Source organism: Acinetobacter colistiniresistens (genome assembly GCF_024582815.1).
GTDB lineage: Bacteria > Pseudomonadota > Gammaproteobacteria > Pseudomonadales > Moraxellaceae > Acinetobacter.
This window is the reverse complement of record NZ_CP102099.1, coordinates 3208005-3233132: the sequence shown is the minus strand read 5'-3', so window position 1 is coordinate 3233132 and position 25128 is coordinate 3208005. Positions and strand designations below refer to the sequence as shown.

The 25128-nt window shown below is 40.6% G+C and carries 26 protein-coding genes; 12 read left to right on the top strand and 14 right to left on the bottom strand.

All coding sequences use genetic code 11. The annotated features are described in order from the left end of the window. Positions 1–19: 19 nt before the first annotated feature. Positions 20–1129, bottom strand: a complete 1110-nt coding sequence (locus NQU59_RS15505; RefSeq protein WP_228129741.1) for a tyrosine-type recombinase/integrase — start codon at positions 1127–1129, stop codon at positions 20–22. 246 nt (positions 1130–1375) lie between these two features. Continuing rightward, the gene (locus tag NQU59_RS15500) at positions 1376–1930 is read right to left on the bottom strand and encodes a cytochrome b (protein ID WP_257064010.1); all 555 of its coding nucleotides are present in this window, start codon (positions 1928–1930) and stop codon (positions 1376–1378) included. Between the two features lie 224 nt (positions 1931–2154). On the opposite strand from NQU59_RS15500, the gene NQU59_RS15495 reads away from it, so the two are divergent. Both NQU59_RS15495 and rnhB read left to right on the top strand, forming a co-directional pair. Beyond that, positions 2155–2538: a hypothetical protein gene (locus NQU59_RS15495; RefSeq protein ID WP_005242392.1), complete on the top strand. Its 384-nt coding sequence runs from the start codon at positions 2155–2157 to the stop codon at positions 2536–2538. 358 nt (positions 2539–2896) lie between these two features. Then, the gene (gene rnhB / locus NQU59_RS15490) at positions 2897–3463 is read left to right on the top strand and encodes a ribonuclease HII (protein ID WP_043970453.1); all 567 of its coding nucleotides are present in this window, start codon (positions 2897–2899) and stop codon (positions 3461–3463) included. A gap of 57 nt (positions 3464–3520) precedes the next feature. Here the strand turns inward: rnhB and csrA are convergent, their stop codons facing one another. The 3 genes from csrA to alaS all read right to left on the bottom strand — a co-directional run bounded on the left by csrA (position 3521) and on the right by alaS (position 8058). Beyond that, on the bottom strand, positions 3521–3784 hold the full coding sequence (csrA, locus tag NQU59_RS15485) for a carbon storage regulator CsrA (RefSeq protein WP_004654447.1): 264 nt from the start codon (positions 3782–3784) through the stop codon (positions 3521–3523). A gap of 236 nt (positions 3785–4020) precedes the next feature. Beyond that, the gene (locus NQU59_RS15480) at positions 4021–5301 is read right to left on the bottom strand and encodes an aspartate kinase (protein WP_005242387.1); all 1281 of its coding nucleotides are present in this window, start codon (positions 5299–5301) and stop codon (positions 4021–4023) included. Positions 5302–5367: 66 nt separating this feature from the next. Continuing rightward, entirely contained in the window at positions 5368–8058 is a 2691-nt protein-coding gene (gene alaS, locus NQU59_RS15475) for an alanine--tRNA ligase (protein WP_171057815.1), read from the bottom strand. Between the two features lie 257 nt (positions 8059–8315). Here alaS and NQU59_RS15470 point away from each other — a divergent pair, with 257 nt between their 5' ends. The 6 genes from NQU59_RS15470 to NQU59_RS15445 all read left to right on the top strand — a co-directional run bounded on the left by NQU59_RS15470 (position 8316) and on the right by NQU59_RS15445 (position 13756). Beyond that, entirely contained in the window at positions 8316–9359 is a 1044-nt protein-coding gene (locus NQU59_RS15470; RefSeq protein WP_257064008.1) for a type I glyceraldehyde-3-phosphate dehydrogenase, read from the top strand. 20 nt (positions 9360–9379) lie between these two features. Beyond that, the gene (locus tag NQU59_RS15465) at positions 9380–9703 is read left to right on the top strand and encodes a hypothetical protein (protein WP_005242381.1); all 324 of its coding nucleotides are present in this window, start codon (positions 9380–9382) and stop codon (positions 9701–9703) included. Positions 9704–9842: 139 nt separating this feature from the next. After that, on the top strand, positions 9843–10646 hold the full coding sequence (locus tag NQU59_RS15460) for a shikimate dehydrogenase family protein (protein WP_043970443.1): 804 nt from the start codon (positions 9843–9845) through the stop codon (positions 10644–10646). 168 nt (positions 10647–10814) lie between these two features. Continuing rightward, positions 10815–11981, top strand: a complete 1167-nt coding sequence (locus tag NQU59_RS15455) for an ATP phosphoribosyltransferase regulatory subunit (protein ID WP_005242376.1) — start codon at positions 10815–10817, stop codon at positions 11979–11981. 59 nt (positions 11982–12040) lie between these two features. Then, positions 12041–13360, top strand: coding sequence for an adenylosuccinate synthase (locus NQU59_RS15450; protein ID WP_005242374.1), 1320 nt, complete (start codon positions 12041–12043; stop codon positions 13358–13360). Positions 13361–13438: 78 nt separating this feature from the next. Then, positions 13439–13756, top strand: coding sequence for a putative quinol monooxygenase (locus tag NQU59_RS15445; protein ID WP_005242372.1), 318 nt, complete (start codon positions 13439–13441; stop codon positions 13754–13756). A 335-nt stretch (positions 13757–14091) separates the two neighbouring features. Here the strand turns inward: NQU59_RS15445 and NQU59_RS15440 are convergent, their stop codons facing one another. Beyond that, positions 14092–15093, bottom strand: coding sequence for a helix-turn-helix transcriptional regulator (locus NQU59_RS15440; protein ID WP_005242370.1), 1002 nt, complete (start codon positions 15091–15093; stop codon positions 14092–14094). 213 nt (positions 15094–15306) lie between these two features. On the opposite strand from NQU59_RS15440, the gene NQU59_RS15435 reads away from it, so the two are divergent. The 4 genes from NQU59_RS15435 (at position 15307) to NQU59_RS15420 (ending at position 19060) form a co-directional block, all read left to right on the top strand. Next, positions 15307–16857 carry a circularly permuted type 2 ATP-grasp protein gene (locus tag NQU59_RS15435; protein ID WP_043970439.1) on the top strand — a complete coding sequence of 517 codons (1551 nt, stop codon included), beginning with the start codon at positions 15307–15309 and terminating at the stop codon, positions 16855–16857. Positions 16858–16930: 73 nt separating this feature from the next. Continuing rightward, complete coding sequence (locus tag NQU59_RS15430) at positions 16931–17533, top strand: alpha-E domain-containing protein (protein ID WP_257064007.1); 603 nt, start codon at positions 16931–16933, stop codon at positions 17531–17533. Beyond that, positions 17530–18309, top strand: a complete 780-nt coding sequence (locus NQU59_RS15425; RefSeq protein WP_005242364.1) for a transglutaminase family protein — start codon at positions 17530–17532, stop codon at positions 18307–18309. The genes NQU59_RS15430 and NQU59_RS15425 overlap by 4 nt, the downstream gene beginning before the upstream one ends. 16 nt (positions 18310–18325) lie before the next feature. Further along, positions 18326–19060, top strand: coding sequence for a proteasome-type protease (locus tag NQU59_RS15420; protein WP_005242361.1), 735 nt, complete (start codon positions 18326–18328; stop codon positions 19058–19060). Between the two features lie 51 nt (positions 19061–19111). On the opposite strand, the gene NQU59_RS15415 is transcribed toward NQU59_RS15420, so the two are convergent. From NQU59_RS15415 to cyoE, 8 genes are all read right to left on the bottom strand, one after another. Continuing rightward, the gene (locus NQU59_RS15415; RefSeq protein WP_257064006.1) at positions 19112–19582 is read right to left on the bottom strand and encodes a DoxX family protein; all 471 of its coding nucleotides are present in this window, start codon (positions 19580–19582) and stop codon (positions 19112–19114) included. Between the two features lie 61 nt (positions 19583–19643). Further along, positions 19644–20717, bottom strand: coding sequence for an alanine racemase (gene alr / locus NQU59_RS15410; protein WP_257064005.1), 1074 nt, complete (start codon positions 20715–20717; stop codon positions 19644–19646). Between the two features lie 57 nt (positions 20718–20774). Beyond that, positions 20775–22220 (bottom strand): replicative DNA helicase, encoded by a 1446-nt coding sequence (dnaB, locus tag NQU59_RS15405; protein WP_005242346.1) that lies wholly within the window; start codon positions 22218–22220, stop codon positions 20775–20777. A gap of 168 nt (positions 22221–22388) precedes the next feature. Continuing rightward, positions 22389–22688, bottom strand: coding sequence for a TM2 domain-containing protein (locus NQU59_RS15400; protein ID WP_257064004.1), 300 nt, complete (start codon positions 22686–22688; stop codon positions 22389–22391). 115 nt (positions 22689–22803) lie between these two features. After that, on the bottom strand, positions 22804–23250 hold the full coding sequence (gene rplI / locus NQU59_RS15395; RefSeq protein ID WP_004654410.1) for a 50S ribosomal protein L9: 447 nt from the start codon (positions 23248–23250) through the stop codon (positions 22804–22806). Positions 23251–23262: 12 nt separating this feature from the next. Then, on the bottom strand, positions 23263–23490 hold the full coding sequence (gene rpsR, locus NQU59_RS15390; RefSeq protein ID WP_000090661.1) for a 30S ribosomal protein S18: 228 nt from the start codon (positions 23488–23490) through the stop codon (positions 23263–23265). Positions 23491–23501: 11 nt separating this feature from the next. Then, positions 23502–23885: a 30S ribosomal protein S6 gene (rpsF, locus tag NQU59_RS15385; RefSeq protein WP_004638540.1), complete on the bottom strand. Its 384-nt coding sequence runs from the start codon at positions 23883–23885 to the stop codon at positions 23502–23504. Between the two features lie 361 nt (positions 23886–24246). Further along, the gene (gene cyoE, locus NQU59_RS15380; RefSeq protein ID WP_005242339.1) at positions 24247–25125 is read right to left on the bottom strand and encodes a heme o synthase; all 879 of its coding nucleotides are present in this window, start codon (positions 25123–25125) and stop codon (positions 24247–24249) included. Between the last annotated feature and the right edge of the window lie 3 nt (positions 25126–25128).

Sequence of the window (25128 nt, the reverse complement as noted above, 5' to 3'; positions counted from 1 at the left end):
GTTCCTTTAATCATCCTCACTAGGATTCATCGCCAAATAAATCAATAGGAAGATTAGGCTGTGTAGCTGCATCTAAAACAGTAGGATGATAATACCCTAAAGTGGTAAATAGATTTTTATGTCGCATGTATTTTTGTGCTATATCTGGCGAATATAATGGTAGCATCAATGTACAGCCTGTATGACGTAACGTATGAGGTGTGGGTTTAAATCCAACATTTCCAGAAAGAAGAGCAACTTGCTCTAATCTCTTTCTAAAAGTATTTGGAGTAATCACACCACCACGTTCACTTGGAAAAACCAAATTAGAGATTAAATATTCTGTTCCCTCAAAAAGACATACCCCATCTTTTTGGTCTTTTCGTCTCATCAAAATTTTGGGACGAATATTTTCCAAATACCAAATGAGTAAATTATAAATTTCAGGTTCTCTCATTGGAACTGTACCAGTCACACTGTTTTTACCTGTGATAGTAAGTAATGCATGATTATGAAAATGTTTCATACGTTGATCATGGTGAGCTGAAAATTGTTGCTTTTGCAAGCTAACTAACTCCGATATACGCAATGCAAAATGTATTGCTATATGAAACATCACACGGTCTCTTTGCAAAGGGAGTAATGATTTACTCCTTGATTTATAAGCTTCCAAAATAAGTGCTTTAAATGTTTCATCCATTGATGAAATTTCTTCAGGAGTTAATGCCTGAGCTTTAGGACAATTGTTAGCTTTAGATCTTTTTACTGCAATACTATTCTCATCGTTAACAAACTTCGATGGACGTATATTGAACACTCTCTGAATTTCATTTGCACGTTCAGGATCACACATGTAACCCTGAAATGAACGCCATGATGAACAATAAGCTGCATATGTGCTTGGTGAAATTGATGAGCCTGTTTTTTCATCAAATTTAGATTCAAAAAAAGCGACTACATGATGAGGCTTCAACTTCCAAGGAGCAACTTGGCTAAAGTTAAATAATCGGATCAAATTATCTCTATGATTATTTATTGTATTCTGTTTCAAACCTTGAATATGTTTTACTTGAGCAATCCAATCTTTGAACAAATTAATAGCATAAGTCTGTTCATCTCCTCTTAAGTAAGAAAAGTTATAGACCTTCACTTTGGTAGAATCTACCGAATGTGAACTATTGGTCGTTCTCTGAATGCTCAATACGTTCTTCATATGCACGATTTTACTATTTAATATGTAAACGTGCAATATAGGAACGTTAAAATATTTATTAGTTCACTTGTACTATGATAGCAAGGCATCAAACTTGCTAAACGTGCAAAATTGGAACGATAATAGTTATAATAGTTCACATAAAAAAAAACCGCGTTAAGCGGTTTTTTTAAAGCCTAAAATTTATTTAGGCTGGCGTAACATGCTAAGTAACACATTATCTTTATCAATCAAGTGATGTTTAATGGCAGCTAAAGCATGTCCAGCCACCAGTAAACCCGCAAACCAAGAGAGGTAGATGTGTAAAGGTTTTACAATGGCGAGCAAGTCTGGATTGTCTTGCACTAAGCGTGGAATTTCGAATAAGTACAAGACTGGTGCGGGATGCCCGGCACTCCAGCTAAATAAGCAGCCTGTAATTGGAAGTGCAAGCAGCATTAAATAAAGCAAGAAATGTCCAACATGTGCCAAGATTTTCATCATTGGTGACATGGTATCGGGAAGTTGTGGGACAGGGTGGGTATAGCGCCAAAAAATACGGATAACGACCAGAAAGATAATGGTGGTGGCGATATTTTTATGTAGGGTAATCACATTGCCCTTAAGGCTTCCATCAACGTCATAACTGAGGAAGTTACCACTATAGAAACCAATCAACCAGGCGACAATGAAAATAGCAGCCATGAGCCAATGAATAACTTGTGCCGTGCGAGTGTAATATTGTGCTGAGCTTGACATTGCAACATCCTGGCTTTGTTATAGGTAATTATTTTTAATAATAGATATCCTATTGAGCTTCTCCTACAGTGTAAATGTAACGGAGCGTTTTATGCTTGGAACGGTCAAAAGGGTAATCTTAAGTTATAATTGTTATATTATGTAAAGATTAGCTAGAGTCATATCATAAAATGTGCCGTTTAGGCACAATACGCCTGCCAAAATTTAGATACAGGTTAGAAATCATGAAAAAGTTGGTGCTTATAGTTGCCCCTGTTGTTTTAGCTTTAACAGGATGCGTTACGCCAAATGGCAGTAACTCTGCAGGAACAACTTCTCAGCAGCTTGGTATGGCTGCACTAAAAGTTGCTGTAAATGCAAAATGTATTAATGAAATCAATACTCTTCCAGCATGGAAGACAGCGACACGTTTGATGACAACCGAACAACGTGACAATATCCAGACTGAAGTATGTGGTTGTGTCAGCGAAAAAGCGCCAAATAGTGTTACAGCTGTTGAATTGGCTACTGCTGCAATTGATCCGACTGCACGTGCAACGATTGTGACTCAAGTAGTTTCACAGACCGTAAATGCTTGTGTTGCAGAGACGTTAAAGAAAGCAAGTTAAGCGGAAAAGGCTGAGTTATCAGCCTGCTTCTTGAAAATCACACATTGCGTAGAATGGATGTGTGAGAATGCTATGAGTACACCGAATAAAAGACCTGAAAATTGGTCAAATTTAATGTGCTCCAGCGCATATTTCAAAACCATATCTACAACGATAAGATTGACCAAGACTGAGTTAATTGGTTGGGCAGCATGTCTCTACCCAAGCTTATAGTGCATTTAATCACTTTGAATGTAGTTCAACAGCACTAGTCAGGGTATGTATGGCTTTGTCATTTGATTTAAGGCCGGATAAAAATCTGAATAAGATGGAGATGGCTATGAGATATGTGAATTGAAGATGTGAATGGAAAGATGAAATGAGAGTTGCTGGTGTGGATGAGGCGGGGCGAGGCCCTTTGGTGGGTTCTGTTGTCGCTGCCGCAGTTATTTTAGATCCAAATAATCCGATTGAAGGTTTGAATGATTCTAAAAAGTTGACCGAAAAAAAACGGGAAAAGCTTTTTGTTGAAATTCAGGAAAAAGCACTTGCTTGGTCAATTGCCGAAGCAACTCATGCTGAAATTGATGAGCTCAATATTTTACAAGCCACTTTTCTGGCAATGCGTCGTGCAGTTGAAGCATTGGATACTCCACCCGTAAAAGTGATCGTGGATGGTAATCAAATTCCAAAAGGAATAACGATTCCATGTGAAGCGATTGTAGGAGGGGATGCCAGTCATGCAGAGATCAGTGCTGCAAGTATTTTGGCTAAAGTGACACGTGATCGTCAGATGCAAGAACTTGATCAGCAATTTCCAGATTATGGTTTTGCTAAACACAAAGGATATCCAACTAAAGCACACTTTGAAGCGATTGCGGCCCATGGTGTGATTGAGCAACATCGACGCAGCTATGGCCCAGTGAAGAAAGCTTTAGGGTTATAAAAATAATTAAAGCGACTAAGGATAGTCGCTTTAATTATTCGAGAAGAATTCTGCGCATTAACGATTGAAGTTATTATGACGAGGGAACTCGTTATTCTCTTCTTCATAAGAATGTTGATAATCTTGATCAAGATGTTGCAGATGCTCATGCATGGCACGTTCATGTTGGATGCGTTGGTAAATTTCCTCACGATGTACAGAGACTTCTTTTGGAGCATTTACACCAATACGCACTTGATTGCCTTTTACGCCAAGCACAGTAACACTGACTTGATCCCCAATCATTAATGTTTCTCCGACACGACGGGTCAGAATCAGCATGTTTATCTCCTTGCTAAACGCTTAAACTTGCGACAGGGAATTCATTGTTTGAAAGCACAGCCTAATATACAGAAAATTCTAACAGAAATATGTAAAAAACATTCTTTTTCGTAAGTTCTGTGAGAATTTTCTTAAAACCTCAGAGCTAATATAACAGAGCCACTATAAAAAAAACTATAGTGGCTCTGTTTTTTTTCTTATTTACTTGCGAGTAAATATGTTTAAGCAGCTAATAATTAAGCACGAGCGCTACTTTCACCGTGTTCACGATCTAGGCCAAAAGCTGTATGTAAACAACGAACTGCTAGCTCTAAATAGTTTTCTTCGATGATGACAGACACTTTGATTTCTGATGTAGAAATCATGAGAATATTAATGCTTTCTTCGGCTAAAGCAGTGAACATTTTACTCGCGACACCAGCATGAGAGCGCATACCTACACCGACGATTGACACTTTTACAATGTCGTCACGGGTCACAACTTCACAACCTTCAATGCTATTTGCTGTTTGTTCTAAAATCGCTTTTGCTTTCGCTAAGTCGTTGCGATTTACAGTAAAAGTAAAATCAGTTGTACCATCTTCTTCAACATTTTGGATAATCATATCCACTTCAATGTTGGCATCACTAATTGGTGACAAGATTTTAGACGCAATACCCGGTTCGTCTGGAACACCCAAAATTGTTAATTTTGCTTCGTCACGGTTAAATGCAATGCCTGCAATGATTGGTTGTTCCATGTCGTCTTCTGCCTCAGTGGTAATTAGTGTGCCTACATTTTGTTTGAAATCTTCGTCAAATGCACCATCGTTTTCATTATCAAAACTCGATAATACACGTAATGGAACTTGATATTTGCCTGCGAATTCAACAGAGCGAATTTGTAACACTTTTGAGCCTAAAGATGCCATTTCCAGCATTTCTTCAAAAGAGATACGGTCAACTTTTTTTGCTTTTGGTGCAACTCGTGGGTCAGTAGTGTAAACACCATCTACATCGGTATAGATTTGGCATTCATCTGCTTTCAAGGCTGCTGCCAGTGCAACACCAGAAGTATCAGAACCACCACGACCTAAAGTGGTGATATTGCCATTGGCATCATAACCTTGGAAACCAGCAACGACGATGACACGACCTGCATCTAAATCAGCCGTCATAACATCAGTATCAATTGATTCAATACGTGCTTTAGTAAACGCGCTGTCGGTTTTAATCCCAACTTGACGACCTGTATATGACTTCGCTTCTACGCCAATTGAATTCAGTGCCATTGCTAACATGGAAATCGTTACTTGTTCACCCGTTGACACCATTTGATCTAATTCACGTGGGTCAGGGGTGCTGGTAATGGCCTTGGCAAGCGCAAGTAGGCGGTTGGTTTCACCACTCATTGCTGAAACAACCACGACCACTTTGTGACCATGATCATGCCAACGCTTGACACGACGAGCAACATTTAAAATGCGCTCAGGAGTACCCATAGAAGTACCGCCATATTTCTGTACGATTAATGCCATAGTTGTTCCATATAAGCCATGACCCTGAGAGGCATCAGGGTCAGTTACACAAAAGTGAAGTCTTGATTATTGTTCAAGCCAAGCAGGTAATGCTGCAATCACTTGATCAAACTTCTCGTTTAGTGGCGCGCCACCTTGTGCTAAGTCAGGTTTGCCACCACCTTTACCACCTAGCTCTTGAGCCAAGTGTTTGATGATGTCACCTGCTTTTAGAGTTGCAGTATATTGTTTAGCGACAGAGGCGATTAAACTCACTTTATCACCTTCAACGCCAGCTAAAATAATGACTGCATCTTCCAATTTTGATTTCACGCTATCGTGCAAATTGCGTAATGATTTGGCATCTAAACCTTGTACCGTGGTAATCAACGTTTGACGACCGGCAATGTCTTTCACTTGATCCAGGAGTTCTGCTGCTTGGAAGCTGGCTAACTTTTGATTCAGTTGTTCGATTTGCTTTTGTAAGCTAGAAGCAGTTTCAACAATTGCTTCAACTTTTTCTACTGTTTGATCTTTCTGTGCTTTTAATAAGCCATTGATCGTTTGGATATCTGTTTCAGCTTTTTGAACGACTTCAAGTGCTTTAGTACCCGTCACGGCTTCAATACGACGAACGCCCGCAGCAACACCACCTTCAGAAGTGATTTTGAACAGGCCGATGTCACCTGTACGCTTCACGTGAATACCACCACACAGTTCGATTGAGAAGTTTTTCTCGTCAATTACTGAACCCATAGACAGTACGCGAACTTCTTCACCATACTTTTCACCGAACAGCATCATCGCACCTTTGGCTTTGGCTGTTTCGATATCAAGCAACTCAGTACTTACCGCAGTATTGGCAATAACTTCGGCATTGACTAAGCGCTCAATTTGTTGCAATTGTTCAAATGAAACAGGTTGGTCATTGGCAAAGTCAAAACGTAAAATATCGCTCGCAACCAAAGAACCTTTCTGCTGCACATGCGCACCTAGAATCTGGCGTAAAGCAGCGTGTAAGAGGTGAGTTGCAGAGTGGTTGCGTGCTGTTGCTGCACGAATATCCGCTTTAACCGTCGCGTCTACGTTCTGAGTCGCTTTGAGGTTACCCATAGTCACGATACCTTGGTGTACAAAAGCGCCACCAGATTTTTTAGTATCTTGAACTTCAAAGATACCAGTATCATTTTTGAATAGACCTGTGTCACCGATTTGACCGCCACTTTCTGCATAGAAAGGGGTTTGGTTCAATACGATAAGCGCTTCGTCGCCTTCATTGATTTCATCAACTTGAACGCCATCTTTATAGATTGCAACAATTTGGCCTTGACCCTGAGTCGCATCATAGCCATCAAATTGAGTTTCGCCTTCAACTTTGACAATGCTGTTATAGTCAACTGCGAATTTACCTGCATCACGCGCACGTTGACGTTGTGCTGCCATCTCTACTTCGAAACCGGCTTCATCAATCGTCAGATCACGTTCACGTGCGATATCAGCTGTTAAGTCTGTCGGGAAGCCATAAGTATCGTAGAGTTTAAATACAGTTTCACCTGGAATGACAGTCCCTTTCAGTTGAGCTAATTCGCCTTCTAAAAGTTTTAAGCCTTGCTCAAGTGTTTTTGCGAATTGTTCTTCTTCTTTCAACAGTTGTGCTTCGATACGCGCTTGCTGTGCAGCAAGTTCTGGATAGGCATCACCCATCACTTCAATCAGCGGTTGCAACATCTTATAGAAGAATGAACCGGTTGCGCCTAGCTTGTTACCATGACGGACCGCACGACGAATGATACGACGCAATACATAACCACGACCTTCGTTTGAAGGGTTAACACCATCAGCAATCAAGAATGAACATGAGCGAGCATGGTCAGCAATGACTTTTAATGAAGCTGGGTATTCAACTGGTTTATTTTGAGCTTTCGCTTCTGCTTCAATTGCAGTGGTATCTAGACCAATGATGTCAGCCGCAGCTTTTAATAAGTGTTGGAACAGGTCAATTTCATAATTTGAATTGACATGTTGCAGTACAGCCGAAATACGCTCCAAGCCCATACCTGTATCAACAGAAGGTGCTGGAAGAGGGTGCATGACACCATCTGCAGTACGGTTGAACTGCATGAAAACGTTGTTCCAGATTTCGATGAAACGGTCGCCATCTTCTTCAGGCGTGCCTGGTAAGCCACCCCAGATATGGTCTCCATGATCAAAGAAAATTTCAGAACATGGACCACATGGACCGGTGTCACCCATAGCCCAGAAGTTGTCTGATGCGTATTGACCACCTTTATTGTCACCAATACGGATAATACGTTCAGCATCGATTCCGATTTCTTTGTTCCAGATATCAAATGCTTCATCATCGGTGTGATAAACCGTGACATATAAGCGATCTTTCGGTAAGCCCAACCACTGTTCGCTGGTCAAAAATTCCCAAGCAAATTTCAGCGCATTTTGTTTGAAATAATCACCGAAAGAGAAGTTACCTAACATTTCAAAAAAGGTATGGTGACGTGCGGTATAACCGACATTGTCGAGGTCATTGTGTTTCCCGCCGGCGCGGACACACTTTTGTGATGAAACAGCACGTACATAATCGCGCTTTTCTAAACCTAAGAAGCAATCTTTAAACTGGTTCATACCAGCATTGGTAAACAGCAAAGTTGGGTCGTTGGCGGGAACCAGAGAACTCGAAGCGACACGTGTATGCCCTTGCGATTCGAAATAACGCAAAAATGCTTCACGGATTTCAGCTGATGTCATAAAGCGAGTACTCACAACCAAGACACTCCATAATTTTGAATTTGGCTATTTGCAACAAGGTACGTTGTGTCTAATGTTCTACAATCGAACCCAGTGCGTGGCATAGATTTTAAAAGTGCTAAATTATAACGGAAAATACCCGCCTCACCAACGATTTTACAAGCAATATCATATAAAACTGTGTTTAAGCTAAAAATCTATATTCAACAATGCGCTTGATGTTTTACCATATAGCATAGAAAAGATGATGTTTTGATGAAGAAGGACGCTACATGCAACGTATCGCTATCAATGGATTTGGTCGAATTGGTCGGAATGTATTACGTGCGTGGTTTGAGAGTCCTAAGCAATTTCAGTTTGATATCGTTGCCATTAATGATATTGCTGATGTACAGACCTTGGTGCATTTATTCAAATATGACACCACGCATGGGCGTTTTGCCGGAAAAGTTGAAATTCAGATTGAAAACCAGCATATTTTTCTGAATATTCAGTCCAACCAACGCCAGTTAAAGCTACAGGTTTTTAAACAGGCCCAGCCTGAATTATTACCGTGGGCAGACTTAGATATTGATGTAGTACTTGAATGTACAGGTTTATTCCGCTCACGGGTTGATGCCACTCGTCATGTTGAAGCGGGTGCGAAGCGAGTGATTATTGGTGCTGCACCTTTTGATTCGGTCGATGCGGCGATTGTCTATGGTGTCAATCACAACGAGGTTAAAGCCTCAGATCAAATTATTTCTAGTGTTTCATGTACTACACAGGCATTGGTACCATTGGTCAAAATTATTGATGATGCCTTTGGTATTGATACGGCATTAATGACAGAAATCCATGCAGTTACGGCAGATCAATCGGTATTGGATCATGCGCATCGGGATTTACGTCGTGCACGTGCGTCTGGGCAAAATATTATTCCAACCACATCAAGTGCCTTGGGTGCACTGAAGCAGGTCATGCCGAAAATGGAAGATCGGATCAATGGTTATTCCATTCGTGTACCGACCATTAATGTGGCAGCGATTGATCTTACTTTTGTTTCACATTCGCCGATTACCGTGCATAAAGTGAATGAAGTTTTGAGCAAAGCTGCACAATTTGATTATGCGCAGATTATGCAAGTGACAGATGAAGATCTGGTTTCGAGTGACTTTAATCATTCACCGTATTCTCTAATTGTTGATTTAACCCAGACCATGGTGGTGGGGCATCAAGCAAAAGTTTTTGCGTGGTATGATAATGAATGGGGATATGCAAATCGCTTGCTGGATTTGTGTGAATCTTTTGTAATTAATATTTTAAATAAGATATAAATAATAATGTGGGGTATTGCATGACATTGATGTTGGTTTGGGGATTTATTGCTGTTTTATTGTTGGCGGTGGCTTTTTTATTCTGGTTTCAGTTTAAAAGCGTAGACGTACGAAACCAAGATGTTCAGGTGCAACAACTTGAAGAAAAAGTACTGCATCTGGAATTACACCTGAAAAAGAGTCTGGAAATCATGCAGGATCTCGCTAAGAAGATGCATGTACAACAAGAGGTACTAGATCGCACTGTAGTCAATATTACTGCTTTAGAAAAACAAAATGTTGAGCTGGTGAATGTTTTGGAGGTGTTGATACAGACACCTAAAAATCTTAAAGATGATAGCTAAGTTTAAAATTTGAATCTTGAGACTTAGTATTTAGTAGTAAAAATAAGCTCATTTGTAAGATTATGTGGAGCGAAACCCAAGGTGGAACTTAAGTAGGTTCTATTTTTAATATAATACTAATAAAAATAAGGGGATTAAATTGATCAATATAAATGGGAAAACAAAGTTAATCGTTTTAATTGGTGATCCGATTGAAAAAGCTAAAACGCCAGAGTTGATGAATCAATTATTAGCAAATAGAGGATTGCTGGGAGAATATATTGCAATTGGTTTTCACATCTCTCCAGAACATTTAAAGGATGCAATAGAAGGCATCAAAAAAATTCATAACTTTGTTGGAGCAGTTGTGACCATGCCATATAAACAGCAGATTATTTCTTTAATTGATTCATATGAAAGTGAAGTAAAGTTTATCGAAGCATGCAATCTAATCTACCGTCAGCCAGATGCAAGTTTGCATGGATATAACTTTGATGGAGTTGGTTTTGTTGCAGGTCTGAAAAGCAACGGATATGTATTGAAAAATAAGCGCTGCGTTTTGATGGGTGCTGGTGGAGCTGCTTCAGCAATTGCATATGCCTTATTGGCTGAAGAATGTTTGGAACTCAATATTTTGAATCGCTCTCATGAACGGGCTGAAAAATTAAAACATCATCTACAGGCGAAATTTAAAAATATTAAGATCAAAATTAATGAAAAAGTGGTTGAGCATTTTGATTTGCTTATTAATGCAACTCCGCTTGGCATGAATGAAGCAGATCCATTGCCAACGACAGAAGATATAATTAAAAAAGCAAAAATGGTGGCAGAATGTGTTGTAACAGTTGAAAAAACAAAGTTATTAACGCTGGCTGAGCAACACACCCAAATACATTTTGGAAAAGCCATGCTTGAGGGACAGCTCAGTTTAATGCTTGAATTATTTATGCAGAAAAGATGTTGAAAATATGATTTTAAAATTTATACAGCTAAATCCAGATTAGTCTAAATTTTTTGTGCATGGTATTCACTAACGTGTTAGACTTAGAGAAATCGGGCGTACTCCCGATTTTTTTATGTGGTTGCTTTTTGTGTGGATGCTTCCACATTGAACAGATTTTAGGTTTGGAACATGGCCATTTCAGAGACATGGTTGCTCCCTGACGGGGTAGCAGATGTATTGCCAGAACAAGCGCAAGTGGTTGAAACCTTGCGTCGAGAAGCGTTAGATTTCCTCGCAGTTCGAGGTTATCAATTGGTGTATACACCATTTATTGAGTATATCGAATCGCTCTCGTTACTTTCAGAATCTAATCAAGATTTGGATTTAGTTACATTCAAAGTCATTGATCAGCTTTCAGGTCGTCTACTTGGTGTTCGTGCGGATATGACACCGCAAGTGGCACGTATCGATGCTCATGTACGCCCAGTTGAAGGCGTAGCGCGTTATTGCTATGCAGGTTCAGTCTTGCATACCAAACCACAGAATTTTAATGCAACACGTGCACCATTACAGTTAGGTGCAGAGTTGTATGGTCATGACAGCATTGAGGCCGATGTTGAAATGATCAATGTCATGCTCGCATTAATTGAGCATACCCATACTTTAGAAGGGGCTCACTTAGACCTCGGTCATGTCGGTTTATTCCGTAGTTTGGTGAAACGTGCTGGTTTAAATAAAAATACAGAAAGTGAACTTTCTGATTTATATCAGCGTAAAGCATTGCCAGAGCTTGAGGCGTTTACCCAAGATTTAGCAATGGGTACGGATTTTTATGCATTAGGTCGTTATGCAAGTGACCTTGATGCATTACAGGCGCATTTAAGCCAAGATATTTTAAGCGATGTTGATTTTAAAACTGCATTGGATGCATTGAAATCGACATTGGCGCAAATCCAGTCGCGTTGGTCTGACCTCAATGTTGGCATTGACGTAGTGGAGTTGCGTAGTTATCACTACCATACAGGTTTGATGTATGCCATCTATGCACCAAATCGTGCAGCACCACTGGCACAAGGTGGGCGTTATGATGGTATTGGTGAGCACTTTGGTCGTGCCCGTCCAGCAACCGGTTTTAGTTGTGATTTATATGCTTTAGGTGCAACTCAGTTTGTTGAAATTGAAACTGTAGTTGCCCCAAAAGGCCAAGACCAAGATTTATTAAATGCAATTGTAGATGCGCGTAGCCAAGGTTTACGTGTGGTGCAATTGTTAGGTAATGATGATTTAAGCTCAGTGCCTTATGCGACCCATCAGTTGGTGTCTCAAAACGGGCAATGGGTGATTGAAAAAATTTAATTGCCAAGTCACTCAAGACTTGGTTTCCAATTTTAACAGCATGATGTAATGAGGCTATTATGGGCAAAAATGTTGTGGTACTTGGTACCCAATGGGGCGACGAAGGAAAAGGTAAAATCGTCGACCTGCTCACAGATCAAGCGGCTGCGGTAGTTCGCTATCAAGGCGGACACAACGCAGGACATACTCTTGTCGTAGGTGGTAAGAAGACTGTATTACACCTCATTCCATCAGGTATTTTACGTGAAAACGTATTGTGCTTAATTGGCAATGGTGTCGTTCTTTCTCCTGAAGCATTAATTAAAGAAATGGCGATTTTGGAACAAGAAGGCGTACCTGTTAAGGAGCGTTTGCGTGTTTCTCCAAACTGTCCATTAATCTTGCCAAACCACATCGCGCTTGACCAAGCACGTGAGAAAAAACGTGGCAATGCCAAAATTGGTACGACAGGTCGTGGTATCGGCCCTGCATATGAAGACAAAGTTGCACGTCGTGCGGTACGCGTCGCAGATTTGATTCGTGGCGGTGCATTGCTTGAAGAAAAACTCAAGGAAATGCTTGAGCTTCATAACTTCCAACTTTCTCAATTCTATGGTGTTGACGAAGTTAAGTTTGAAGATGTTCTTGCACTTTGTAATGAATGGCGTGAAGTGCTTGCACCATTAGTCATTGATGTGACTAAAGTATTACATGATTACCGTAAAGAAGGTAAGGCAATCATGTTTGAGGGTGCACAAGGTTCATTGCTTGACATCGATCATGGTACTTATCCATTTGTAACCAGTTCAAATACCACTGCGGGTGGTGTAAGCTCTGGTTCAGGTATGGGGCCATTGCATTTAGACTATGTATTGGGTATCACTAAAGCCTATACAACACGTGTCGGTGCAGGTCCATTCCCAACTGAGTTACACTATGATGCGGCAACAGATACTGGCGATGCGATTGGCCGTCACTTAGGTACGGTTGGTCATGAATTTGGTGCATCTACTGGCCGTCAACGTCGTTGTGGTTGGTTCGATGCTGAGATCCTACGTCGTTCAGTTGAAGTGAACTCATTGTCTGGTATTTGCTTAACTAAACTTGATGTACTAGATGGTTTGGAAGAAGTAAAAATCTGTGTCGGTTATGAAGATGTGGATTCAGGTTGTGCAGGTTCTTCTGATGCGATTTCATTCGAAAGCTTGAAACCTATCTATGAAACCATGCCGGGCTGGAGCGAGTCGACTGTTGGCTTGACTCAAATCGAGCAACTTCCTGCAAATGCATTGGCATATGTGCGCCGTATCGAAACTTTAATTGGTTGCCCAATTGATATCGTTTCTACAGGCCCTGACCGTGCAGAAACAATCGTATTACGTCATCCGTTTTCAGCATAAGCTGAGTCGATGATAAAAAAGCTCTCATCATTTTGAGGGCTTTTTTTATGGGGAAAATTTCAAGTGAGAGGTTAGGGTGTGACTCTGAAACTGATTGCTGAAGACTTTATTCAACCAGAACATATTGATAGGGTTTTACCGCTTTATCAGGAACTGATTGAGAAAACTAGAACCGAAGCAGGATGCATTGCTTATGATCTTTATCATGATCATAAGCAAAGAGGACATTTTGTTTTTATTGAAGAATGGATAAATCGTGAAGCACTGGATTTACATGTGCAATCTGAACATTTCCAAAGATTAGTGCCGCAAATTGATCAATATCAAGTACAGATAGGGCGTTTTACCCATCTACATCGTTTTGAGGTTTTATTGCCCCATAAAGAAACTAAGTAATTTAATTGAGTTCTTGATCCCAAACCAGCAATAGCAAAAAAACAGCTTTGAATTCCCATCTTTATTATTTCACAGCCTGAAAAATCCTCGTTATATTAGCTTTACGTTCAAACAAAGAGGGTTTTAATAATGACCAAAAAGAGAATTCGCTACAATGGCTATGAATTGGCGTGCCGATGTTGATTTAAATCTAAGCGCTTAAAAAGGTACAAACCAATTTTGATCAAGGCGGGGAGAGAGGTTGGTTTGAACATTTAAACAATAATAATACTGAGTGTTTGATAATAAAATTTATAAAAATCGAAGAGAACCGAAAGGTTCTCTTTTTATTAGGATTATTGTTCAATCTCTTTCACTGCATTGTAGACCGCTGCAGGTTCAATATTGAGGATTTTTTTACCGAAGCTTCTGAGCCACCACACCAGTTGCGAGGTGAACGGGACTGTTGCGGAAACCTCAACAATATTTTCTTCTAGGGATTGAATGATTTGATCTCTGCTCAGTTGGCTTTCGTAGAAGCTTTTGGCCGTACTTTCGCTCATGGTCAGCTTTAATTGGATCTGTTCGGTTGGTTTATTGTAGTCAACGCGGAAACCGAGTGCACCCGATTCGATATAGCTATCAAGCTCAAAATTGACAGGGTGCAAGGCGCGGCTTTCCAATACAGTTGCAGCCTTAAAACGATGTAATGCAAAAGTTTGCACTTCAGTTTTATCGTTTCGGGTACAAATCAAATAAATCACTGCACCTTTTTGAACTAAAGCCAATGGATTCAAAATATAAGTTTTATCTTCACCTTGATGAGTTCGTGCACGATAAATACATTCGATCTGTTTGTCTTGCAATAAGCCTTCATAAATTGCCTGTTGCGCATGTTTATCGACCACAGGTGGGATTAAAGGTTGTGTCGCCGGTACAATACGGACACGGTTGATCCATTGTCTAACATTGTTTTGCGTTGATAGGCTACGTTTGGCCAGATCGAACCAAGGTGTCATTTCTTCTAATAAACTGGGGGGAAGCAAGTGGCGCAAATGTTCTTCGACCATCATAAAAGTGACGGCTTGTGAGCTGGTCATATGTGGCAAGCTCTGAATTGGTGCATCGGAGCGCCAACGCCAGCCTTGTGGTACGGTTTTATTGCTTTCAATAGGGAATCGTTGAGCAATTTGGTTTAAATCACGCTGAATGGTACGCAAGCTGATATCAATGCCTTCACGTTCTAATATTTCTTGTAATTCACGTGTGCCCATCCATTTCCCTGTCGAAAGACGAGATAAAATTTGCCATTGGCGATATAGGCTATTGGAGGTTTCTTTTTCTTGTACGGATGACATAAGCGTAATACGTAATTTAATGATCTAAAGCAGACACAATAAAAAAACTCTCCCTATTTATCAAGTCTATCGGATACGGATTACGTATTTACGACTGAAATGGGTATGCTTTTGCATAAATATTCTAAGTCTGGTTGAAAATTGATCGTTTTATATAAGTGGCATTGAAATTGCTTTTACTAAATATAGATAAATGATGAGACGAGGTTTTTTATGTCAGAACAAGAACACAACCTACATGTCAGCACAGATTATTATGCACCAGAACAGAATGCAGCGGTCGCCGTTGACAGGTCTACATTTATTCCAAAGTTCAATGTGACCAGTAATTTATTTGAACAGCTTAAATCACAATTTTTTAATGAAATGTTGGATGACAAAAGCTTTAACGGTGAAGCATCGAAAAAAATTGAACAGTGGTTGAGTATTCGTAGTCTTGAAGACTTAAAAACGTTAGAGGCACAGGCAAAGCAGCATTTTCTCTACCAAGGGATCACCTTTAATGTTTATGGTGATCAAGCAGGTGCAGAACGAACCATTCCATATGATCTGATTCCTCGTGTGATTGAAAAGAAGCAATGGGAACAGATTGCCGCAGGTTGTGAGCAACGAGTGAAAGCGCTGAACTTGTTTTTAGATGATATTTATCATGGCCAGCATATTCTAAAAGAAGGATTGATTCCTGCACAGCAAGTCATTGCCCATGAAGCTTTTCAACCGCATATGTTAAAACACCAGCTTAAAGGAAAGATCTATTCACAAATCAGCGGCATTGACATTATTCGCGATGGTCAGGGTGATTTCTTTGTCTTGGAGGATAATTTACGGACGCCCTCAGGAGTGTCTTATATGCTGGAAAGCCGAAAAATCAGCCAGAAATTGATGCCAGATCTATGTAGCAGCAATAATTTGCAGGGCATTGAGCAATATCCAAGTTTGTTAAAAGCGGTTCTGGAAGAAAATGCTTATGTTGATCAGCCTATGATTGTCGTGCTCACCCCAGGCCGTTTTAACAGTGCCTATTACGAGCATTCATTTTTAGCCCGTGAAATGGATGTGCCATTGGTGACCAGTCGAGATCTGTTCGTCGAGGATGAGAAAGTTTTTGTCAAAACCATCCGTGGCCGTCAGCAGGTCGATGTGATTTACCGCCGCGTTGATGATGATTTCCTTGATCCACTGAGTTTTAGACCTGACAGCAGTCTGGGCGTAGCAGGTTTAATGTCTGCTTATCTACAACATAATGTAGTGATTGCTAATGCACCAGGAACTGGGGTTGCGGATGATAAATCCATTTACCCTTATGTCGATCAAATGATTCAATTCTATTTAGGTGAAACATCGATTTTAAATAATGTACCCACCTATCAATGTCGAGATGCTGACCAGCTGGATTATGTATTGGCCAATATCGAAAAATTGGTGATTAAAGAGGCGCAAGGTTCGGGTGGCTATGGCATGTTGATTGGCCCTCAAGCAGATCAAGAGCAAATTGACGGATTTAGACAAAAACTCATCGAGACGCCACATTTATATATAGCACAACCGACTTTGGCACTTTCTGTTGCGCCAACGCTAACTACTGAAGGGGTTGCAGAGCGGCATATTGATTTGCGTCCATTTGTTTTAAGTTCACCTTATCGAACCGAAATTGTACCTGGTGGATTAACAAGGGTCGCTATGCAGGCAGGTTCACTTGTTGTTAACTCCTCTCAGGGGGGGGGCATTAAAGATACATGGGTGGTTGAAACCTTACGTTCCTAAATGATATGCCATCGTCTGAATGATGAAATAAGACAGTGTTGTGGCGTTATAACAAATATACAGGAGGAGATGTATGCTTTTACTGAGTTCAAGTGCTCAACATATTTATTGGTTAGGACGTTATTTGTTTCGTATCGGTCATGTGGCTGGGCAATTGCCTTTTGTTGATAATCTTCAGGCCACAGATTTTGCACAGGCACTTTGTTTGCATATTGCTGATGCCGAGAGCTTGAATTATTTTATGTTGGATCGGCAGCAACCCTACTCTTTATTAAGCCAACTTGAGATTGCGCGTGACAATATTCAAGAATTGAGGGGGTTGTTATCTGCTCAGGCCTATGCTGAGTTGAATTATCTGATTAAAAATACAGTAGCGGATGGCTTGGCGATTCAAAGTGTCGTGCAAAGCTGCTGTGATATTCTAAGCAAGGAGCAAGAAGAAATCTTTTTATTCTTTCATATTGGGCAAAGTATTGAGAAAATAGATACACATTTCAGATTTCAATACAATGTGCCTGAAGTATTTGAAGCTATTGATCCTGAAATAGAGCAGTTATTTCAGTTGGGATGGCAGGATTTACAACCAAGTTGGGAGATATTGAAAGATCAGCCTTATTTGAATCAGTTTTATGCATTTACTTATAAGTTGGAAAATCAATTTGAGGCATCCTCATGAAACTTATGGTCAATCATCAGACACATTATCGTTATACGGAGGTTGCGAGGAATAGTGTCCAGTCGATTAAAATGATGCCGCAGAGTTCACGGCATCAGCATATTGAAAACTGGCAGATCAGCGTGCCTGGGCAATATTCCTGTCAGCGCGATGCATTTAATAATTTGTGGATTACGGCAACGCAGCGCCATGATTATCGTTATTTAACCATCATGGCACAGGGGGTAGTTGATCTACACCCAACTGAGTTGGGTCATGCAGAAACGAATGTATCGCCGATGCTATTTCTACAGCGTACAATGATGACATGTTGTGATTTGACCATGTCGGACTTTGCTCATTCGTTTGTTAAGCTAAAAGATCGCCAGCATTTGATTGTGTTAGCAGAAAAGATTTTGCAGCAAGTCCCATATCAACCAGAAACGACTTCGGTAACCACCTCGGCGATTGATGCTTTTTATGCAGGGCAGGGAGTGTGTCAGGATCATACGCATATCTTCATTGCCATGTGTCGTGCTTTACAGTTGCCAGCACGTTATATATCGGGTTATATCTATGATGAAAACCAACCGCACCTTGCCAGTCATGCATGGGCTGAGGTTTTTGTGGAGAATGAATGGTATTGTTTTGATATCAGTAACCAGATATTTACACCCCAAAATCATATTTATGTTGCGGTCGGGCGCGACTATTTAGATGTAGCACCAGTGCGAGGTATTCGCGAGCAAGGTGGGGTGGAAAGTATGATGTCTGTGGTACAAGTTTTGGCATGTTAAGTATAAAGAGAGAAAGATGACCTATTGTTGTGCATTAAGATTAGAGCAAGGTTTGGTATTGATTAGCGATACTCGAACCAATGCCGGGGTCGATCATATTTCTGTATTTCGTAAGTTGCATACTTTTGGGGTAGAAGGTGAGCGTTTTATTGCGCTACAAACATCGGGCAATCTGGCAACGACTCAGGCTGTGATTGGACATTTGCAAAATGCTTTGGCCTTGCATCAAGAACCAAACTTATATAGTGCCAATACCATGTTTGAGGTGACTGAGCTAGTTGGTAAAACCTTACGTAAGGTGCTAGAGGATATTACCACTGATACTCAGGAGCAAATGAATTACTCATGCAGTATTTTGGTAGGGGGGCAGATTAAAGGCGAAGAGATGCAGCTATATAATGTCTATCCACAAGGGAATTTTATTTGTGCAACCACGGATACACCTTATTTTCAAATTGGTGAAAGTAAATATGGTAAGCCTATTCTGGATCGTGCCTTGTACTATGATATGCCGCTGGATGATGCGTTACGTTGTTCATTGATTTCTTTTGATTCGACATTACGTTCCAATGTATCGGTTGGTTTACCCCTAGATGCTTTGGTTTACCATAAAGACAGTTTTAAAATTCCAGAGGGTAAGCGCATAGGGGAAGATGACCCATACTTTACGCAGATCAGTAAACAATGGTCAGAGACTTTACGCCGTGGTTTGCAAGAGCTGCCCAAGCCAACTGCCGATTATGGTTTGTAAATCATGACTCGCTCTCAGACTGATAACGATGTTTGTTTGAGAGGGAGTTATTTAAACCCTTGAAATGTTCTTGCTTAGAAGACGATCCAGTGACAGGATGGTGGGCCGAGTTGTGATCAGTATGGCAAGAACAAACATATACAACAGGTCGTGCACATAGAAGAACCAACTCAGCCAGCTCATAGCATCTAAGCCATTAGGAATGGTATGTATGCCAACGGTGTATAAAGCGGTCATGCTGATCACAAACAGTAAAATGCTGCTGATTTGAGTAAATAAACCGATAATCAACAATAAACCTGCGAGCATTTCTGTGGCAGAAACAAAGCTACTCATGATTTCTGGAAAAGGAATGCCAGCTCCGGTGATGGTTTCCAGCATAATCAATCGGTTTTTCTCTACGAAAAGCTTATTGAATCCCGTGCTAAAGAAAAAAATGCCGATTGAAATTCGTATTAGAAATAGCACGAATTGCTGAATCGGCATTTTATAGAGCGGATTATCGTAAACCAGTTTGAGCATTCGATTCTGGAATGGTTAAAACCATATTAGAGATAAAACACAGAAAATGATCAAGTGGTATTTAGTGATCTAGTTGCCGTATAGGGCGGGCAGTTAGGCGGCAAAGCAACTCGTAGCCTAAAGTTCCATTCGCTGCTGCAACCTCATCAACCAAGCGAGATTGCCCCCAGAGTTCAACTTTTGTGCCAATTTCGGCATCCACATTGCTGATATCAATGGCGATCATGTCCATACTGACACGGCCAACAACAGGGACAAGTTGTTGATTGATCGCAACAAAGTTTTGTTTGATATAAGTCCGTGGATAGCCATCCCCATAGCCAATTGAAACAATCGCAATTTTTGTTGGGCATGTGGCTGAATAGGTCGAACCATAACCGACAAATTCCCCTTGTTGAATCTGATTCAGTGCAATGATTTCGGCACTAAAGGTCATGACGGGCTTTAGATCAAGCTCATGCACATTTTTATCGGCAAAGGGAGACGCGCCGTAAAGCATAATACCCGGGCGTACAAAATCAAAATGTAGTTCGGGATATTTATAAATTGCAGCTGAATTACAACAAGATACCAAGATGGGTTCGCAGGCCTGCTTTACCTGTAAGAACTGTTGTTTCTGTTGCTCGTTTAAAGGATGCTCTACATCGGCATTGGCAAAATGCATGGCCAGTACACAAGTAAAACCTTCAGTTTTTAAGCGATGAATGACTTTAATAATTTCATCTACTTTAAAACCTAAACGGTTCATTCCGCTGTTTAGCTTGACCCAAACTTTTAGGCCTAATGCATTGTAAGCCGTTTTATGTTGAATCAACCATTCAACTTGTTGAGTGTGATGAACGATACATTCGAGTTTCTGTTCAATGACTTGTGCCATTTCATCTTCAGAGAATACACCCTCAATCAGAGTAATGGGTTGAGTATATCCCAGTTGCCTGATTTCCAAGGCTTCTTCTAAGCAGGCGACACCAAAAGCGTCCGTGGCCTCAAGGGCGGCTAAACAGTTTTTAACTCCATGTCCGTAGGCATTGGCTTTGACCATACTGACAATTTTTGAATGTGGAGCAAGTTGTTTAACACGGTTTAAATTATATTGCAGTGCGTTACTGTCAATATAAACTGTAGCTTGGCGCACCCTGAGTTCTCCTTTGGGTCGACTTGAAACATATATAAAGCAGGAATCGTTTAGATATTATTCGTCATCTTCATACTGAGCATAGAACTCAGGCGAGAGGTTACTAAAACGGGTATATTGGCCTTCGAAGGCCAGACGAACGCTACCAATAGGGCCGTTACGCTGTTTGCCGATAATGATTTCAGCTGTGCCTGCTTCCTTCGACTCTTTGTTATAGACTTCATCACGGTAAATGAACATGATTAAGTCGGCATCCTGCTCGATCGCACCCGATTCACGTAAGTCTGACATGACAGGACGTTTGTTTGGTCGGTTCTCCAAACTACGGTTTAACTGAGACAGTGCAATCACAGGACATTGCATTTCTTTGGCAAGCGCTTTTAAGCTTCGCGAAATTTCCGAGATCTCACCCACACGGTTATCGCCCATACCAGGAACTTTCATCAGCTGTAAATAGTCAACCATGATACAGCCAATTTTACCATCATGCATTTTAGCCACACGACGTGCACGCGCACGAAGTTCGGTAGGTGGGAGGGCAGATGAGTCATCGATGTAAAGATGCATTTCTTGTAGCTGAAGAATGGTTCCGGTGACTTTGGTCCATTCATCGGCATCCAGATTACCTGAACGTAAATGTCCTTGATGGACTTTACCCATGGCAGAGATCAAACGCATGGCAATCGAGTCTGCTGGCATCTCCATGGAGAATACTAATGCAGGTAGGCGGTTATATTGCAGTACACTTTCGACAAGGTTCATGGCGAATGTGGTTTTACCCATCGATGGACGTGCCGCGACAATAATTAAGTCGCCGGGTTGCATGCCTGAAGTTTTATTGTCCAGTTCTAGGAACCCAGTGGTTAAACCGGTAATGTTACCATCGAGTTTAGATAGTTCATCTAATTTGGTAATCACATCAGCAGTCACAGAGCTGATGGATTTTGGTCCAGAATCTTTTTTATTGTTGTTGTGCTGTTCCGCCAAAGAGAAAATACTGGTTTCTGCTAAATCAAGAATTTCGCTGACTGGACGACCTTTAGTGTCATAGGCATTTTGTAAAATATCACTGCTGATCTTGATCATGTTACGCAGCGTTGAGAACTCTTTGATTTTATTTGCATAAATTTCAAGATTGTAGAAGCTTGAAGGAGAGTCTGCCATCAATTGCATCAGGTATTCCTCACCGCCAATAGCATCGAGCAAATTCTGTTTGAGTAACCAGTCATTCACTAAAACTGCATCATAAGGCGAGTTCTCTTGTGCTAGTTTCTCAATGGCACGATAGATATATTTGTGACGTGTGGCATAAAAATCATTTTCTTTGAGTAAGTCACTGACTTGTTCGAATGATTCGGCAACTGTCATCAAAGCAGCTAAAACAGCTTGCTCAATGGCAAGATTATGCGGTGGGGTGCGGAATTCTTTTAGTTGACCAGAGTCATTCACTTTACTCTCTGTGTTTGGAGCATTTTTGGAAAAATTGGCATTCGCCTGTGACATAACAAGACCTAATAAAAAGATGAAACCCTAACGACTGACTATCTTAATCCAAATGGAAGCTATCGGGACAATTTAATTCAGGGAAAATTGTGTAAGCGATGCAATAGCACAATAGATAGTCATATATGTGATTGCATCGACGCTTGTGATTTTGAGGATGGTCTTGAATTAAGGTTTTACAAACCAGTCTTGTTCAAAGCGTCCGTTTTTAAAACGGTATGCTGAAAGACCATAGCGAAGATTATTTTTTTGTGCATCTTTAACAAAGCCCGTGTCTTTGCCTAAAGAATAGAGGAAAGCATCAAGCAAGAGTAGGGTAGCATCGATAAACCACCAGAAACCTAAGCCGCCAAAGGTGATCAATTTTAGAATACCACTGATTTTCTTGCCGAGATAGAAACGATCTATTCCGAAGAAACCTAAAAACATGGCGAGTATTAAAGCAATGATACGATTTTTCTTTTGCATATAGGGCCCTATTAGAGAAAAATAATTATATAAATTTAATTTAGAGTTAGATTTTCTGTATTTAATTAGACATAAAAAAAGAGCATGTAAAACATGCTCTTTTTCTTTGCAGAAATTACTCAGATACGATAGTAACGAGAACTTCAGCAACAACATCATGATGCAATTGGATTGCGATGTTGAATTCACCAGTGTGACGAAGCGCACCGTTTGGTAAACGAACTTCTGCACGGTCAACAACAAGACCAGCATTCGTTAAAGCATCAGCGATGTCACGAGTACCGATAGAACCGAACAGTTTACCTTCGTCACCAGCTTTCGCAGTGATTACGATGTTAACTTCGTTCAATTGTTCAGCACGTGCATTCGCAGCAGCTAATACTTCAGCTTCTTGCTTCTCAAGTTCAGCACGACGAGCTTCAAAAGCAGCAGTGTTTGCTTCAGTTGCAGCTACAGCTTTACCTTGAGGGATCAAGAAGTTACGACCGTAACCAGCTTTAACTGATACTTTGTCGCCTAATTTACCAAGGTTCTTAATGCGTTGTAATAAGATAACGTCCACAGCTCACCTCACTTACTTATGGTTGTCAGTGTACGGAATCAAAGACAAATAGCGAGCTTGTTTAATAGCTAACGCTAATTGACGTTGATAACGAGCTTTAGTACCTGTAATACGGCTAGGAACAATCTTGCCGTTTTCAGTGATGTACTGTTTTAAAGTGTCGATATCTTTGTAGTCGATGTACGCAACATTCTCAGCTGTAAAGCGGCAGAACTTGCGACGACGGTAAAAACGTGCCATTGATGTTCTCCTTATTCAGCTTCTTGAACTGCTTGTTGTGCTTCTTCACGTTGAGCTTTACGCGCACGTTTTTCTTCAGCACTCTTAGCAAGTAAAGATTCTTCAGTAATTGCGTGTTCACGACGGATGATGATGTTACGAATGATTGCATCGTTATAACGGAACAATTCTTCTAATTCATCAAGAGTCGTTTGACCACATTCAACATTCATAAGAATGTAGTGTGCTTTGTGAATTTTGTTAATCGGGTAAGCCAATTGGCGGCGGCCCCAATCTTCTAAACGGTGAATTTGACCTTCAGCTTCTTTGATCTGAGAGATATAGCGTTCAACCATACCTACAACTTGATCGCTTTGGTCTGGATGTACCAATAGTACGATTTCGTAGTGACGCATTGTCAGCTCCTTACGGTTTAAGCAGCCCCTAATTATAAAAATCAGAAGCAAGGAGTCATAACTTAAAAGTTATGTCGCAAATTGCGAAGCGGCGATTATATGCAAATCAGCGCGATAAAGCAAATCTGGCGTGGTCTCGATTTTTAGTTTTTGGGTATAGCCGTGAAAAAAGCGAGGTAGGTTGGATCGGATTGAAAACAAAATGATCTTGTGGTGAGTAACCACCGATTTTAATGTGAGAAAATAAAAATCACGAGGAAGGGGGGAGAGATTTCATTTAGGCAATAAAGAAGCGAATGTTTTTATTGCACGAAATGATTACAGCGAGGGAGAATAAAAAGATAGAGCATTCTCTATCTTTTTAAAAAAGAGGGAGGAATGGTGCAGGGCTTTTAAAGGTAAAACTAAAGCTTAGACTGATAACAGTAACGAGAATTACTGAGAAAAGGAAAAAGCGTTTTGCCCAAAGCTGATCATCTTTAGCTTTGAATCCTAAAATACCGATATAGAGCCAATAAATACATAGTGCATTACAGATGACCAGGAAAATGATGTTGGTATATCCATAAACATACAGTGCATTCATTGCAACGCTAAATAAAATCACATAAATCACGGATTCGATTTTCGTTCTCAAAATAGAGCGCGCTACAGGTAAAATTGGAATTCCTGCATTTTTGTAATCATCAAAACGATAAATTGCAATGGCCCAGGAATGTGGCATTTGCCATAAAGCATATGCAACAAAGATCAGGAGTGCCGCAACATCGAACTGATGACTTACAGCCGTATAACCAATAACAGGAGGACTCGCTCCAGAAATACTACCAATGACGGTCTGATGGATGGTGGTGCGTTTGCTCCACAAACTATAAAAACCGACATAGACGACAAAACCAATGACAGCAAATAAAAAAGCATAGCCATTCACATAGAACCAAAGAATGCTAAAACCAATTACGCCTAAAACCCATGCATAAGACATGGCAACAGTCGGAGAAATCGTTTTTTGCACAAGGGCACGGTTCATGGTGCGTTGCATTTTTTGATCGATGTCTTGATCAATTACATTATTGACGACGCAACCTGAAGCAACAACAAAAGTTGTTCCGAGTAGGGTCAGTAATAATAAGAGGCAGTCTATAGAGCCTTGGGCGGCTAAGAAGAAGCCGCCCAAGGTGGTAATAAAATTACCGAAGAGAATTCCTGGTTTAGTCAGGAATAAGTACTTTTTCCACATGAC